The organism is Amycolatopsis kentuckyensis (genome assembly GCF_002155975.1).
Taxonomy (GTDB): domain Bacteria; phylum Actinomycetota; class Actinomycetes; order Mycobacteriales; family Pseudonocardiaceae; genus Amycolatopsis; species Amycolatopsis kentuckyensis.
In genome coordinates this window covers 1-14825 of sequence record NZ_MUMI01000577.1, presented here as the reverse complement: position 1 = coordinate 14825, position 14825 = coordinate 1, and the positions used below count along the sequence as shown (strand labels likewise).

Here is a 14825-nt window from a genome sequence, read left to right as displayed (position 1 = left end):
GCTGCTCGTCGCGGCGCGCATCATCACCGTGGGCAGCTTCGCCGCCCGCTCGGAACGCCTCGATCTCGACGACTTGCAGTCCACCCGGTCCTACGACCCCAAGCGGACCTACGGTCGCTCCAAGCTCGCCCAGATGAGCTTCGGTTTCGAGCTCGACCGCCGGCTGCGCGCCGCGACGAGCAGCGGGCTCAGCCAGTGGGCGAGCGCGAAGTGGCCGAGGTGGTTGGTGGCGAACATCAGCTCGTGGCCGTCGACGCTTTCGCGGCGCGGTGGAGCGTCGAGCGCGATGCCGGCGTTGAACACGACGGCGTCGAGGCGGTCGACGGCCAGACTGTCCACTGAGGACTTCAAGGACGTCAGGTCCGCGAGGTCCAGCGGCAGGTGGCTGACCGCGGCCTCGGGCACCCGGGCCCGGATCGCGGCCGCGGCGACGCCGGCCTTGGCCGGGTCGCGGCAACCGAGGACGACGGCGGCGCCTGCTTCGGCGAGCTGTTCGGCGACGAAGTAGCCGATCCCGGCGTTGCCGCCGGTCACCAGGACGGTGACGCCCTCGGCGCGCGGCGGGCGGTGGACGTTCCAGGTCATGAAGGGGCTCCTCGGGGGTTCAGAGGTGGGGCCAGCCACGCTTGAGGTGGCGGAAGGCCTCGGCGAGAGCGGCGGCGCGATCGGGCCGGCCCGCGGCCAGGTCGGGGGTCTCCAGGACGTAGCGGGCCAGTGCGTGCAGGGAGTCGTCCGGTTCGTCGAGTCCGGCGGCCTCGGCGAGCAGTGCGGCCAGGGTCCCGTGGCAGGCGATCCAGACGGTGCGGGCGTACGCCCACAGCGCCGGCGTCGTCATGACCAGGTCCATCCGGCGCCGGTACTGCTCGGGCAGGTCCTCCCGGAACGGGGCCCGAGACGCGAAGAACGCGTGCAGGGCGTCCAGGACGGAACTGCCGTCGGGACGCTCGCGAACGGCCGCCGTCAGCGACGCCTCCCGCTCGCCGCTGTCGTCCAGGATGAGCGCTTCCTTGCCGGCCGGGAAGTGCGCGAACAGCGTCGCGATCGCGGTGTCCGCGGCTTCGGCGATCTCCGCCACCGTCACCTTGTCGTAGCCCCGTTCGAGGAAGAGCGCCAGTGCCGCCTCGGACAACGCCTTGCGGGTCGCCGCCTTCTTGCGTTCGCGCCGTCCGGGCCCGGGTCGAGCCGTCGTAGCCATCTGCCCATGATAGCTGAAACACCTCTGACTTCATAGTGGTTCCAAAACTGAAGTCATTATGGTTTTGTGGGCGTCCGCCCCCCTCGACCACTCAGGAGTCCCGTCATGCCGGCCACCGCCGCCACCTCACCCACCCGCAGCGCGCCGCTGAGCAGGGCCGCGATGTGGGCCCTCCTCGGCTTGATCCTGCTCGCCGACGCGCTCGACATGATCGACGCCACGGTGACCACGATCGCCGCGCCCAGCATCGTGGCCGAACTCGGCGGCGGAGCGGGCCTGATCAAGTGGCTCGGCGCCGCCTACGCCCTGGCGATGAGCGTCCTGCTGGTCATCGGCGGGCGCCTGGGCGACAGGTACGGCCAACGCCGGCTGTTCCTGCTCGGCATGAGCGGCTTCACGCTCGCCTCCGCGGTCTGCGGCCTGGCGACCGGGCCGGCGGTCATGATCGTCGCCCGGGTGGTGCAGGGTGCGTTCGGCGCCCTCTTGGTGCCCCAGGGCATGGCGATCATCGCCCGGCACTTCACCCCGGAGATGCGCCGCACCGCGTTCAACCTGTTCGGCCCGCTGCTGGGCATTGCCACCGTGGGAGGTCCCGTGCTGGCGGGCTTCCTCATCGAAGCCGACATCGCCGGCCTGTCCTGGCGCCCGGTCTTCCTCGTCAACCTCCTCCTGGGCACCGCGGGCATCGCGCTGGCCGCCCGCCTGCTGCCGCGCGACAACGCCGACCGCTCCGTCACCGTCGACGGGCTGGGCGCGGGACTGCTCGCGGTGGCGATGTTCGGCCTGATGTTCGGCCTGATCGACGGCTCCGAGACCGGCTGGGGCCCGCTCGCCGTCGGTGCACTGGTGACCGGTGTGGTGTTCCTGCTCTTGTTCGCCCTGCGTCAGCGCGCCGCCGCCGCGCCGTTGATCAAGCCGAGCCTGTTGCGCAACAAGGGCTTCACCTCGGGCCTGGTCGTCGGGTTGATGTTCTTCGCCGTCACCAACGGGCTGGCGTTCGTCATCTCCCTGTTCCTCCAGCAGGCACTGGGCCGGGGCCCCGGCAGTGCTGCCGTCGGCATGCTCCCGCTCACCCTCGGCATCATCGCCGGATCCGGTGCGGGCATGGCCGTGGCCGCCCGGATGGGCCGCGCGCTGCTCCTCGCCGGCATGCTCGGCACGCTCGCCGGCGGCGGCTGGCTGCTGGCCTTGGTCACCACGAGCGGGACGGACGTCACCCTCCTGGCGCTGGCTCCCGCCTGCGTCCTCGCCGGGATCGGCATGGGTGCGTGCTTCGGCACCCTGTTCGACATCACGATCGGCGACATCGACCCGGCCGAGTCCGGGAGCGCGAGCGGCACCCTGACCGCGGTGCAGCAACTCGCCACCGCGCTCGGCTCGGCCACCGTCACCAGCGTGTACCTCCACGGCGGCCCACCCGAGCACGCGATGACCCTGGCCATCGTCACCGTCACGGCGGTGACCGCGCTGTGCCTGCCCCTGCTGCGGTTGCTGCCCCGCGGCGCCCGTCAGGCGTAGGACGCGGCCGGGCGCCGCACGCTAGTGGTGCTCGGCCTTCCAGGCGTGGTAGGTGTGGTCCAGGAACCGCGCCACCCCACGGACCACGTGCGCCGAACGCACCGACGTGAACACGTCGAACGCGTGCTGTGCCCCCGCCAGCTCCGCGTACGCCACCGGCTGCCGCGACTTCTCCCGCAGCCGCGCCACGAACTCACGCGCCTCCCGCACCGGGACCAGCGAATCGTCCCGGCCGTGGATCACGAAGAACGGCGGGGCGTCCGAGGTGATCCGGTCCAGCGGTGACGCCGCGACGTAGTCGTCCAGGTGCGTCACCGGGTCCCGGTCCGGGGCGAACACCCGGCGGGCGATCAGGCTCTCCAGCCGGTACTTGCTCGCCGGTGCGCCGGACGTCGCCGCGAAGTCGTACACGCCGTAGTGCGGGACGCAGGCCTGGACGCTCGTGTCGACGTCCTCGAACGAGGGCTGCAACACCGGGTCGTTCTGGGACAACGCCAGCAACGCCGACAGGTGCCCGCCCGCCGATCCGCCCGTCACCGCCACGAAACGCGGGTCGCCGCCGTACGAAGCGATCGAAGAGCGGATCCACGCCAGCGCCTGCTTCGCCGCGACGATGTGCGCCGGCCAGCGGTGCGCCGGCGAAAGCGGGTAGTTGATCGCGACGCACACCCAGCCGCGGCGGGCCAGGTAGCGCATCAGCGGCCGGCCCTGCTCCTCCTTGTTACCGATCACCCACGCCCCGCCGTGGACCTGCAGCAGCACCGGGGCACCCGAAACCGGCTCGGCAGGCCGGTACACGTCCAGCAGGAACCGCTTGCCGCCCGGGGCGTACGCGATGTTGCGGTCGACCCGGACGTCGGGGGCGCCCATCCGGAACGGCAGCGCCAGCTCGCCCCACGGCAGGCCGAGGTCCGAGCGGCCCAGCTCCGCCGCGTAGTCCTCGCCCAGCGCCGACGTCAGCGCCTTCTCGATCTCCTCGCGGGCGCCGTGGCCGGTGCGGACCAGCGTGGCCAGCCCCGCGGCGGACGCCGCCGCCATCGCCAGGCCCACCTTCGTCGACCGGTCGCGAACACCGTGGCGGGCGACGTGCAGCGCGGTGTCCGCCGCCGTCAGGGCCAGGAACTGGGGGGCCAGCTCGCCGGTCAGCCACCCGGCGAAGAACACCGGGATCGTCGTGGACCGGGCCCGCAGCGGGCGGAGGGCATTGGCGGTGAGACCGAGCTGGACCGCGCGACGGATCAGGAAATTCGGCTGCACCACCGCGATGGTACCGGCGAGTAGGGTGACGCGCCGCTCACCGGACGTGGCCTACCCTGACGCCATGCAGAGACTGAGCGGCCTCGACGCGAGCTTCCTCTACCTCGAGACGTCGTCGCAGGTCCTGCACGTCTGCGGGCTGCTCGTCCTCGACGGCTCGACCGTCCCCGGCGGCTACACCTTCGCGAAGCTGCAGGAGAAACTCGACGAACGCGTCCGGATGATCCCGGCGTTCCGCCGCAAACTGCACAATCCACTCTGGAACCTCAGCCACCCCGTGTGGGTCGAAGACGACGAGTTCGACCTCGACCACCACGTGCACCGCATCGGCGTGCCCGCCCCCGGCGACCGCGCCGAGCTGGCCGCGCTGTGCGCGCACATCGCCGGGCAGCAGCTCGACCGGGCGCACCCGCTGTGGCAGCTGTACGTCATCGAAGGCCTGGCCGACGGCCAGCTCGCCGTGCTGCTCAAGATGCACCACGCGAGCGTCGACGGCGTCAGCGGCGCCAGCCTGATCACCTACCTGGCCGGGCTCGAACCGGACGGGCCGATGCCGGTGATCGAGGAGCCCCGCAACGCCGGGCTGCCGTCGCCGCTGGACCTGATCCGCTCCGGGGTCGAAACCGTCGTGAAGCGCCCCGCCGAGGTCGCGCGGCTGCTGCCCGACCTCCTCGGGCTGATGCCGCGCTGGGTCGGCCGGGCGTTGCGCGGCCAGGGGATGCCGGTCCCGTTCACCGCGCCGCGGACGTCGCTGAACGGCACCATCACCGGGCACCGCAGCGTCGCCTTCGCCCAGCTCGACCTCGCCGAGGTCAAGGAGGTCAAGAACGCCTTCGGGGTCACGGTGAACGACGTCGTGCTCGCGCTCGTCGCCGGCGCGCTGCGCGAGTTCCTCGCCGCCCGCGGCGAACTGCCGGAGGACCCGCTGGTGGCGACCGTCCCGGTCTCGGTGCACGACCGGACCGAACGCGAGCACGGCAGCAACAAGGTTTCGGCGTTCTTCGCCTCGCTGCCGACGCACCTGCCCGACCCGGCCGCGCGGGTGTTCTTCCTCGCCGAGGCCAACCGGCGCTCGAAGGACCACCACCACGACATCGACGCCGACATGCTGCAGGACTGGGCGCAGTTCTCGGCCGCGACGGCGTTCGGGCTCGCCGTGCGCGCGTATTCGGCGCTGCGCCTGGCCGAAAAGCACCCGGTGGTGCACAACCTGGTCGTCTCGAACGTGCCCGGCCCGCCGATGCCGCTGTACTTCCTGGGCGCGCGGATCACCGGCTTCTACCCGCTCGGCCCGGTCTTCCACGGCGCCGGGCTGAACGTCACGGTGCTGTCCAACGCCGGGAAGGTGCACGTCGGCCTGCTCGGCGCGCGGGAGCTGGTCAAGGACCTGTGGCCGCTCGCCGACGCGCTCCCGGCCGCGCTCGCCGACCTGCTCAAAGCCGCGGGCTGAGCACCACCACCGGGATCTCCCGCTCGGTCCAGGCCTGGTACTTCGCGAAGTCCGCGTACAGCTCGACCAGCCGCGGCCACAGCTCGGCGCGTTCCGCGGGACCGGCGACCCGGGCCGTGACCGGGACGCCGCGCCGGCCCCTGAGGTCGATGCGCGTCTCGGGGTGCGCCAGCAGGTTGCGGTACCACTGCGGGTGCCGCGGCAGCCCGCCCTGCGAGCCGACGATGACGACGTCGTCGCCGGAGCGCAGGTACAGCAGCGGGGTGGTGAACAGCCGCCCGGACTTGCGGCCGCGGTGCTCCAGCAGCAGCGTCGGCACGGGCTTGCGGAACCCCGCCCCGATCCGCCACGTGCTGCCGACGCGGCCACCGGTCAGCCGGAAGACCGCTACTTGCGCCTTCGCCGCGTACTTCATCACCTTCGCCGTCACCGGCGAGTCGAGGCCGTCGGGCTTGGCGTCGGGCAGGCTGAAGCGTCCCATCATGGATTCCTTCCTCGGAGGGAGTGGACCGCGGCGAGCAGGGCGGGCACCCAGCGGTCGGCGGCCAGCACGCAGGCGGCGTGCCCGGCCGCGACCTCGTAGGTGGCCGCGCCGGGGAGCCGGCGGGCCAGGGACCGCTGGTGGGCGGGCGCGATGAACCGGTCCCGGGCGGTCACCACGACCGCGGCCGGCAGCCGCAGCGTGTGCAGCCACGGCGTCGAGTCGAACCGGCCGATCTCGTCGACGGCGACCGCGATGGCCCACGGCGTGGTCGACCGGAACTCCCGCAGCCCCCACCGGTGGTCGGCGAGAGGCCGGCGGGGGAGTGCGGCGGGCGCGGCCGGCGGCGGCACGCGCTCGCGCAGCCGCCGCAGCGTCCGGCCGAAGACGTCGAGGGCGGCGCGCTGCCGCAGCCCGCGGCCGAAGTGACCGGCGGTCGAGCACAGCACGAGCCCGGTAACACGTTCTGGTTCGGCGCGGGCGACGAGCTGGGCGACCAGCCCGCCCATCGAGTACCCGGCGAGCGCGAACCGGCCGATGCCGAGCGCGTCCGCGACGGCGGTGACGTCGTCCGCGCAGTCGGCCAGCCGGAATTCCGGCGAGCGGATGCCCCGGCCGTGCCACCGCTGGTCGAACACGACGACGCGGTGGTGCCGCGCCAGCCGCGCGAGCGCCGGATACCAGGTCAGCAGGCCCGTGCAGGCCACCGAGTGCAGCAGGAAGAGGGCGGGGGCGTCCCGCGGGCCGACGTCGGTGACCACCGTGCGGCCTCGGCCGGGCAGCTCCAGGGGGACCGGCTCGGGGACGCCCGCGGTCGGCGGCACGGTGATCCGCCGTCGCGTCCGCGCCATTCCGCCACCCCCGGGGGTTGCCGTGCCCGCCCTTTCCGGTTAAGACTAGAACAGGTTTCAATATTGCGCCCGATCCGGAGGACAGGCGTGGACTTCGCCCTTGACGATACGCAGACCGAAATCGCCGCCCTCGCCGCGAAAGTGCTCGGGTCCGACGAAGACCCTTGGCGCGCGCTCGCCTCGGCGGGCCTGCTCGCCCTGGCGCTGCCCCCGGAACTGGAAGGCGACGGCTTGGGCGTCGCGGAGGTCGCCCAGGTCCTCACCGAGGTCGGCCGGGCCGCCGCGCCGGTGCCCGCGTACGCCGCGCTCGCCTTGGGCGTCCTGCCGATCGAGTCGCTCGGCACCCCCGCCCAGCGCGCGGAGCTGCTGCCGGCGGTCGCGGCCGGGGACGCGCTGCTCACCGCGGCCCTGCACGAACCGTCCGCGCCGCTGGTCGCCGAGCCCGCCGCCACCGCACGGCCCGGAGACGGGAACTGGCTGGTCAGCGGCGTGAAAACCGCGGTACCGCACGCCGCCGGGGCGACCCGGATCCTCACGCCGGTGACCACCGCGCACGGCAGCGCCGTCTACCTCGTCGACCCGCAGGCCGACGGCGTCACGCTCGTCCCGACCCCCACCTCCTCCGGGAGCCCGGAGTACACCGTCCGGCTCCACGACGTCGCGGTCGAGGAAACGGACCTGCTGTTCGACCTCGGCGCGGTCGCGGCGCTGCACCGGTTCGCGCTGGCCGGCGCCCTGGCCCTCGGCGACGGCCTCCTGGCCGGCGCGCTCGCGCTGACCGTGAAGCACGTCGGCGAGCGCACCCAGTTCGGCCGGCCACTGGCGGCTTTCCAGGCGGTGGCGGGCCAGATCGCCGACGTCTACGTGGCCGCGCGGACCGTGCACCTCGCGGTGACCTCCGCGGTGTGGCGGCTGGCGTCCGGGCTCGACGCGGACGCCGAACTGGACGTCGCCGCCTACTGGCTCGCCTCGCAGGCCCCGGAGGCGCTGGCGACCTGCCACCACCTGCACGGCGGCCTCGGCGTCGACGAAACCTATCCGCTGCACCGGTATTCGTCGGCGGTCAAGGATCTCGGCCGGACCCTCGGCGGGGCCGCGCACCGGCTCGGCCGGCTCGGCGAACGAGTGGCGGGGTGAGGCGGATGCACGTCGAACTGACCAGCGCGCAACGGCAGCTGCGCGCCGAACTGCGCGAGTACTTCGCCGGCCTGATCAGCCCCGAGGAACGCCGGGCGATGCGGCGCGAGCGGCACGGGCCGGTGTTCCGCGAGATCGTCCGCCGGATGGGCCGCGACGGCCGGCTCGGCGTCGGCTGGCCGGTCGAATACGGCGGCCAGGGCTTCGGCGGCATCGAACAGCACCTGTTCGTCGACGAGGCCGCGCGCGCCGACGTCCAGCTGCCCTCGGTCACCCTGCAGACGGTCGGGCCGACGCTGCAGGAATTCGGCACGGACGAGCAGAGGTCCTTCTTCCTGCCGAAGATCCTGGCCGGGGAGATCCACTTCGCCATCGGGTACAGCGAACCGGAAGCGGGCACCGACCTCGCGTCGCTGCGGACGACGGCGGTCCGCGACGGCGACTCCTACGTCGTCAACGGCCAGAAGATCTTCACCACCGGCGGGCACGACGCCGACTACATCTGGCTCGCCGTGCGCACCGCGCCCGACGCGCCCAAGCACAAGGGCATCTCGATCCTCATCGTCGACACGAGCGACCCCGGCTACTCGTGGACGCCGATCATCACCTGCGACGGCGCTCACCACGTCAACGCGACCTACTACTCGGACGTCCGTGTGCCGGCGAACCGCCTGGTGGGGCAGGAAAACGCCGGCTGGCGGCTGATCACGACCCAGCTCAACCACGAGCGCGTCATGCTCGGCCCGGCCGGCCGGATCGGCGGCCTGTACGACCGCGTCCGCGCCTGGGCCTGCACGCACGGCCTCTTGGACCTCGCCGACGTGCGGGCCGTGCTCGCCGAGGCGCTGGCCGTGACCCGGGTGAACGAGCTGCTGAACTGGCAGGTCGCGGTGTCCTCGGCGAGCGCACCGGTGGGCGTGGCCGACGCGTCGGCGACCAAGGTGTTCAGCTCCGAAGCCATCCAGCGGATCGGCCGGAACCTCGAGGAAGTCGTGGCGCGCCACGGCGACCTGGCCGATCCGGACACCGCCGAGCTCGCCGAATGGCTGGACCTCACCGCGAAACGCAACATCGTGCTGACCTTCGGCGGGGGCGTCAGCGAAATCCAACGAGAGCTGATCGCCTCGATCGGCTTGGGCCTGCCGAGGGTGCCGCGATGAACATCGAAGAGGCCGCCGCGGAGATCGCCGCGCGCGGGGAATGCGCGCCGCGCCTGGCGCGCGACCCCGTCAACCAGGCCATGGTCAACAACTGGGTCGAGGCGATCGGGGACCGCAACCCGGTCTACACCGACCCGGAGTACGCCGTCACCAGTGTCCACAAGGGACTCGTCGCGCCGCCCGCGATGGCGCAGGTGTGGACGATGGGCGGCCTGAACGTCCCGCGCGGCGCCGACGACCCCCTGGGCCTGATGATGGAGCTGCTCGACGAGGCGGGGTTCACCTCGGTCGTGGCGACGAACTCCGAACAGACCTACCACCGCTACCTGCGGCCCGGCGAGCAGGTCGAGGCACGGACCCGGCTGGAGGAGGTCGTCGGGCCGAAGAAGACCGCCCTCGGCGAAGGATGGTTCGTCACCACGCGGATGACCTGGTACGTCGGGGACGAGGCCGTCGCCGAGATGATGTTCCGGGTGCTCAAGTTCCGCCCGCCCGCCCCGAAGCCGCCGCCCGCGCCGGTGCTGCGGCCGGTGATCAGCCGGGACACGGAGTTCTTCTGGGACGGCCTGCGCGAGGGTGAGCTGCGGATCCAGCGCTGGGGCGAGACGCTGCGGCACCCGCCGGGGCCGATGCCGCCCGACGGCTCGCTGGACACCAAGCCCGACTACGTCGTCGCCAGCGGCCGCGGGACCGTGTACTCCTACGTCGTGCACCACCACCCGGCGGTACCGGGCAAGCAACTGCCGTTCGTGGTGGCCCTGGTGGAACTCGAAGAAGGGGTCCGGGTGATGGCCGAGCTCGTGGACGCGGCGCCGGAGGAAGTCCACATCGGACTGCCGGTGGTCGCCGCGTTCATCACGGTGGACGACGACCTGACCCTGCCCGCGTGGAAGGTGGCCCGATGACCGTCGCCGAAGGGACCGAGCTGCCGCCGTTGACGATCGAGGCGACGCCGACGTTCGTCGTCAGCACGGCGCTGGCCACCCGTGACTTCCAGGACGTCCACCACGACCGCGACTCGGCCGTCGCCCGCGGCTCGAAGGACATCTTCCTCAACATCCTCACCGACACCGGTCTGGTGCAGCGGTTCGTCTCGGAGTGGGCCGGGCCGCAGGCGCTGATCCGGTCGATCAAGATCCGGCTCGGCGTGCCCTGCTACGCCTACGACACGCTGACGTTCACCGGCCGCGTCGTCTCCCGTGAGGGCAACGACGTCGTGGTCTCGGTGTCCGGTGTGGACAGTCTCGGTGAGCACGTCGCCGGGACGGTGGCGGTGACGCTGCCGTGACGCTCTCGGGCAAGGCGGCGATCGCCGGGATCGGCGCGACGGAGTTCTCCAAGGACTCCGGGCGCAGCGAACTGCGGCTGGCGGCCGAATGCATCTCCCACGCCCTGGCCGACGCCGGGCTGACGCCGTCCGATGTGGACGGACTGGTGTCGTTCACCATGGACGGCAACGCCGAGATCGCCGTGGCGCGCGAGCTGGGCATTCCCGAACTGAAGTTCTTCAGCCGCATCCACTACGGCGGCGGCGCCGCGGCGGCGACCGTGCAGCAGGCGGCGATGGCGGTGGCGACCGGCGTCGCGGACGTCGTCGTCGCCTACCGCGCGTTCAACGAGCGGTCCGGGCACCGCTTCGGCCAGGTGTCGTCCGCGGCGGCCGGGCAGGTCAACTCCTCGGGGGTGGACAACGCGTTCCACTACCCGATGGGCATCGCCACCCCGGCGGCGACGGTGGCCATGGTGGCACAGCGTTATCTGCACGACTACGGCGCGACGAGCGAGGACTTCGGGCGCGTCGCCGTGATCGACCGCAAGCACGCGGCGACCAACCCGAACGCGTGGTTCCACGAGCGGCCCATCACGCTCGAGGAGCACCAGGCGTCGCGCTGGGTGGCCGAGCCGCTGCACCTGCTCGACTGCTGCCAGGAGAGCGACGGCGGGGTCGCGCTGGTCGTCACCAGCCTTTCGCGGGCGCGCGACCTGGCGCGGCCACCGGCGGTGATCGCGGCGGCGGCGCAGGGGAGCGGGCCGGACCAGTACGTGATGACCAGCTACTACCGCGACGACCTGGCCGCGCTGCCGGAAATGGGCGTCGTGGGCCGGCAGCTGTGGGGCCAGTCTGGGCTCGGACCGTCCGATGTGGACGTCGCGGTGCTGTATGACCACTTCACGCCGTATGTGCTGATGCAACTGGAGGAGCTGGGGTTCTGCGGCCGGGGCGAGGCGAAGGACTTCATCGCCGACGGCGCGCTGGAGCTCGACGGCGCGTTGCCGCTCAACCCGCACGGCGGCCAGCTCGGCGAGGCGTACATCCACGGCATGAACGGCATCGCGGAGGGCGTCCGGCAGATCCGCGGGACGGCGGCCAACCAGGTCGCGGGCGCGTCCCGGGTGCTGGTCACGGCGGGTACGGGCGTGCCGACCAGCGGCCTCATCCTGACGGGTGACCAAACCTCACCTCAATGACGTCTGGTGCCCGTCCGGCGTGGGTGTCACGGTGGAGACACCACCCACGACGGAGAGTGAGGACGAACGCGCGATGGCGGTCGACTGGGCGCTCACGGCGGTGTTCGCGGCACTGGTGCTGCCGTGCGTGCTGAGGCTGGTCCGCCTCGACTACGCACGCCTGGGCCACGGCGTCCGCCACGGCGACCTGGCCGAGCTGCTGCTGGTGGTGGCGATGGTGGCGATGTTCTCGCCGGTCGGCGGCCCGATCCCGGCGGCGGGCTGGCAGGCGGTGCTGGTCCTGACAACGGGCTGGTTCGCGGTGACGTGGTGGCGAAGCAGGACATGCGCCCACCACGCACTGTCGGCGGCGGCGATGCTGTACATGGTGACGGCGATGCCGCACACGGGAACGGCCCACGGCCCGTGGCTGACGATGTCGGCCATGGACGCCCGGTTGGCGGTGCCCTTGGTGGCGGTGCTGGCGGCGGGCTATTTCGTGCTCGACGCGGCGTGGTCGGGGGTGCTGGCGGTCCGGGGCTCGGTGGTCTCCGGCTCCCGCGCGGCGACCGGCTCCGGCCAGGCTTCGCGGGCGGTGTGCCGCGCGGTGATGGGAGCCGGTATGGGCTACATGCTGCTGGCCTCGGCTTTGTGAGCGCGGCGCGGAGAGGTCCCCGGCCTGGGGCCCCCCGGATTTCACGTTACCGGAAGGCACCGACAATTCCGGGCGGTGCGGCGATCAGCCCGCGACCCGCCGCACCTCGCCCGGCGCGCTGTCCCCGGGCTCCGGAAGCGAAGCCGCCGGGTTGGCCGCCGTCCACTGGGAGGCTGCCGCGATGTCGTTCTTCAACGCCGTGATCAGGTCCTCCGCCGAGGCGTACTTCTCCTGGTCCCGCAGGTGCGCGCCCAGCCACACCACCAGCGTCTCGCCGTACAGGTCACCCGCGAAGTCCAGGACGTGAGCCTCCAGCAGGCGGTAGCCGTCCGCGCCGTAGTACGTCGGGCGGCGGCCGACCGAGATCGCCGCCGGGAGGCGGGTGCCGTCCGGGCGGCCGATCCAGCCCGCCCACACCCCGTCGCCGAGGGAGCCGTCCTGGTCGCGCAGGGCGATGTTGGCCGTCGGAAAGCCCAGCTCGCGGCCGCGCTGGTCGCCCGATTCGACCGTTCCCCGCACCACGAAGTATTCCGGCATTCGTCCTCCCGAGTCTCCCCACCACGGTAGCGGCCCCGGCAGCGACGTTCAGGAAGTGGACACCAGCACCGTGTCCGCCAGCACCGGCGCGTCGTCGCGCTCGGCCGCCGACGCCGTCACCAGCAGCCGGTCTTCGCCGGAGCGCCACACCCGGATCCGCAGCGTCTCGCCCGGGAACACCACCCCGGCGAACTTCGTCGCGAAGGACGCCACCCGCGCCGGGTCGCCGTCCAGGAACTCGTTCACCAGCACCCGCGCCACGATCCCGTACGTGCACAGCCCGTGCAGGATCGGCCGGTCGAACCCCGCCGCCCGGGCGAACTCCGGGTCCGCGTGCAGCGGGTTCCGGTCACCGCACAGCCGGTACAGCAGCGCCTGCTGCGGCAACGTCGGCGTCTCGACGACGAAGTCCGGCTCCCGCGACGGAAAAGCAACCCGGTCCGACGGCCCCCGCGAGCCCCCGAAACCGCCCTCGCCCCGTGCGAAGATGCTCGACCGCGCCGTCCACAGTGGATCCCCGGCCGAGGACGTGACCGAAACCTCCTGCACCACGACCGCCGCCTTCCCCTTGTCGAAGACGTCGGCGATCCGCGACCGCGCCACCGCCTTCCCCGCCGTCGGGATCGGCTGGTGCAGCGTGATCTCCTGCTTGCCGTGCAGCACCTTGGCCAGGTCGATCTCCACGCCGGGGAACGACACCGCCGGCGGGTCGAACACGCGCAGGTTGGCCGCGACCGTCGCGAACGTCGGCAGCACCACCAGGTCCTGCTCGTAGGTGTAGCGCAGCTCGTCCGGGCCGGCGCCCAACGCCAGGTGGTAGAGCAGCACGTCCGACGACGTCCAGGCGAAGCTCACCTCGCCGATCTCGGCACCGATCGCGACGTCCGGGTCGATGGGCACGGAAACTCCCTATTCGTAGCTGATCGAGACCTCGTCGGTGACCGGCAGCGACTGGCAGGCCAGCACGATGCCGTCCGCCATGTCCTCGGCGTCGAGCACCTCGTTGTGCAGCATCTTCACCTCGCCCGAGACGACCCGGCACGCGCACGCACTGCATTGTCCCTCACGGCACGAATACGGCGCGTCCATGCCCTCGTCCAGCAGCCGATCGAGCAGCTTCCGCCGGCGCGGCCAGGACATCGTCCGCGTCGAGCCGTCCAGCGACACCGTCAGCGACGCCGGTGCCTCGTCGGACTCGGGCTCGGGCTCGGGCGCACCGGACTCGAACGGGTTCCCGGTCAGCGACGTGAACTTCTCGACGTGCACCCGCTCCCGCGGCACGCCCAGCTGCCCGAGCGCCTCCCGCACGGCCGCCATGAACGGCGCCGGCCCGCACAGGAACGCCTCGTGCGACGTGTACGCCGAAGCCAGCCCGCGCAGCTGCGAGACGTCCGGCAGGCCCTGGACGCTCTCCAGCCAGTGGACGACGACCAGCCGGTCTCCGTGGCGCTTCGCCAGCGACGCCAGTTCGCCCGCGAAGATCACCGAGTGCTCGTCGCGGTTCGCGTACACCAGCACGACCCGGCCGGAACCGGTCTCCAGAGCCGTCTTCAGGATGGCCATCACCGGCGTGATGCCGCTGCCGCCCGCGAACAGCAGGAAGTCCTCGTCCGCCGACGCCGGGCAGAACACCCCGGCCGGCGCCAGCACGTCGACCTGCATCCCCGGCTTCAAGGACGAGCAGATCCAGCTCGAGCCGTACCCGCCGTCGGTCCGCTTGACCGTCACCTGCACGCGGTTCTCGTGCGGCGCGCTCGAGAGCGAATAGCACCGCGCGACCGAACCCGTCCGGTCGCTGGGGATCTTCAGGGTCAGGAACTGCCCCGCCGAATAGGAGAAAGCCGCGGCGTGCTCGGGCGGGATCTCGAAGACCACCGACCGCGCGTCCGGCGTTTCGACGACGACGTCGGCGACGGTCAGCGTGTAGACCCGCTCAGCCATCGGCCACCGCCAGCGTGCCTTCGCGCACCGCGTCGGAGATGCTGTCGGACAGCTTCGGGCACGTGTCGAGCAACGCCGAAGGGCCGTCCGCGTCCGCGAACACCGGGCAGGTGTCGGCGGGTCGGGACGTCCACTGGATGCTCGTGTGCTGGATGCTGTTCTTCTTCACCAGCACGCACGTCCCGCAGCTGCGGC

The 14825-nt window shown here is 72.2% G+C and carries 17 protein-coding genes; 8 read left to right on the top strand and 9 right to left on the bottom strand.

The window, feature by feature from the left end; genetic code table 11:
• Nucleotides 1–108 precede the first annotated feature (108 nt).
• Nucleotides 109–585, bottom strand: coding sequence for an SDR family NAD(P)-dependent oxidoreductase (locus CCN39_RS42410; protein ID WP_086852170.1), 477 nt, complete (start codon nt 583–585; stop codon nt 109–111).
• Nucleotides 586–604: 19 nt separating this feature from the next.
• Nucleotides 605–1195, bottom strand: a complete 591-nt coding sequence (locus CCN39_RS42405) for a TetR/AcrR family transcriptional regulator (protein ID WP_086852168.1) — start codon at nt 1193–1195, stop codon at nt 605–607.
• A 105-nt stretch (nt 1196–1300) separates the two neighbouring features.
• Here CCN39_RS42405 and CCN39_RS42400 point away from each other — a divergent pair, with 105 nt between their 5' ends.
• Nucleotides 1301–2713, top strand: a complete 1413-nt coding sequence (locus CCN39_RS42400) for an MFS transporter (protein WP_208630628.1) — start codon at nt 1301–1303, stop codon at nt 2711–2713.
• Between the two features lie 21 nt (nt 2714–2734).
• On the opposite strand, the gene CCN39_RS42395 is transcribed toward CCN39_RS42400, so the two are convergent.
• On the bottom strand, nt 2735–3970 hold the full coding sequence (locus CCN39_RS42395; RefSeq protein WP_086852172.1) for an alpha/beta hydrolase: 1236 nt from the start codon (nt 3968–3970) through the stop codon (nt 2735–2737).
• Nucleotides 3971–4034: 64 nt separating this feature from the next.
• On the opposite strand from CCN39_RS42395, the gene CCN39_RS42390 reads away from it, so the two are divergent.
• On the top strand, nt 4035–5420 hold the full coding sequence (locus CCN39_RS42390; RefSeq protein ID WP_086852166.1) for a WS/DGAT/MGAT family O-acyltransferase: 1386 nt from the start codon (nt 4035–4037) through the stop codon (nt 5418–5420).
• On the opposite strand, the gene CCN39_RS42385 is transcribed toward CCN39_RS42390, so the two are convergent.
• On the bottom strand, nt 5404–5901 hold the full coding sequence (locus tag CCN39_RS42385) for a nitroreductase family deazaflavin-dependent oxidoreductase (RefSeq protein ID WP_167455345.1): 498 nt from the start codon (nt 5899–5901) through the stop codon (nt 5404–5406). The genes CCN39_RS42390 and CCN39_RS42385 overlap by 17 nt on opposite strands.
• Entirely contained in the window at nt 5901–6752 is an 852-nt protein-coding gene (locus tag CCN39_RS42375; RefSeq protein ID WP_167455344.1) for an alpha/beta fold hydrolase, read from the bottom strand. The genes CCN39_RS42385 and CCN39_RS42375 overlap by 1 nt, the downstream gene beginning before the upstream one ends.
• Nucleotides 6753–6839: 87 nt before the next feature.
• On the opposite strand from CCN39_RS42375, the gene CCN39_RS42370 reads away from it, so the two are divergent.
• The 6 genes from CCN39_RS42370 to CCN39_RS42345 all read left to right on the top strand — a co-directional run bounded on the left by CCN39_RS42370 (nt 6840) and on the right by CCN39_RS42345 (nt 12152).
• Nucleotides 6840–7889, top strand: coding sequence for an acyl-CoA dehydrogenase family protein (locus CCN39_RS42370; protein WP_086852161.1), 1050 nt, complete (start codon nt 6840–6842; stop codon nt 7887–7889).
• Between the two features lie 5 nt (nt 7890–7894).
• Nucleotides 7895–9049, top strand: a complete 1155-nt coding sequence (locus CCN39_RS42365) for an acyl-CoA dehydrogenase family protein (RefSeq protein WP_086852159.1) — start codon at nt 7895–7897, stop codon at nt 9047–9049.
• Nucleotides 9046–9954, top strand: coding sequence for a bifunctional MaoC family dehydratase N-terminal/OB-fold nucleic acid binding domain-containing protein (locus CCN39_RS42360; RefSeq protein ID WP_086852157.1), 909 nt, complete (start codon nt 9046–9048; stop codon nt 9952–9954). The genes CCN39_RS42365 and CCN39_RS42360 overlap by 4 nt, the downstream gene beginning before the upstream one ends.
• The gene (locus CCN39_RS42355) at nt 9951–10337 is read left to right on the top strand and encodes a MaoC family dehydratase (protein WP_086852154.1); all 387 of its coding nucleotides are present in this window, start codon (nt 9951–9953) and stop codon (nt 10335–10337) included. The genes CCN39_RS42360 and CCN39_RS42355 overlap by 4 nt, the downstream gene beginning before the upstream one ends.
• Nucleotides 10334–11518, top strand: coding sequence for a lipid-transfer protein (locus CCN39_RS42350; protein ID WP_086852152.1), 1185 nt, complete (start codon nt 10334–10336; stop codon nt 11516–11518). Before CCN39_RS42355 ends, CCN39_RS42350 begins: the two co-directional genes overlap by 4 nt.
• A 73-nt stretch (nt 11519–11591) precedes the next feature.
• Complete coding sequence (locus CCN39_RS42345) at nt 11592–12152, top strand: DUF5134 domain-containing protein (protein ID WP_086852150.1); 561 nt, start codon at nt 11592–11594, stop codon at nt 12150–12152.
• A gap of 84 nt (nt 12153–12236) precedes the next feature.
• On the opposite strand, the gene CCN39_RS42340 is transcribed toward CCN39_RS42345, so the two are convergent.
• The 4 genes from CCN39_RS42340 to CCN39_RS42325 form a co-directional block, all read right to left on the bottom strand.
• The gene (locus CCN39_RS42340; protein WP_086852148.1) at nt 12237–12689 is read right to left on the bottom strand and encodes a riboflavin kinase; all 453 of its coding nucleotides are present in this window, start codon (nt 12687–12689) and stop codon (nt 12237–12239) included.
• 48 nt (nt 12690–12737) lie between these two features.
• Entirely contained in the window at nt 12738–13589 is an 852-nt protein-coding gene (locus tag CCN39_RS42335) for a MaoC/PaaZ C-terminal domain-containing protein (protein WP_086852146.1), read from the bottom strand.
• 9 nt (nt 13590–13598) lie between these two features.
• Entirely contained in the window at nt 13599–14630 is a 1032-nt protein-coding gene (locus CCN39_RS42330; RefSeq protein WP_086852144.1) for a ferredoxin--NADP reductase, read from the bottom strand.
• Nucleotides 14623–14825, bottom strand: a 203-nt coding sequence (locus CCN39_RS42325; protein WP_086852142.1) for a hypothetical protein, incomplete at its 5' end; no start/stop codon positions are given. The genes CCN39_RS42330 and CCN39_RS42325, both read right to left, overlap by 8 nt.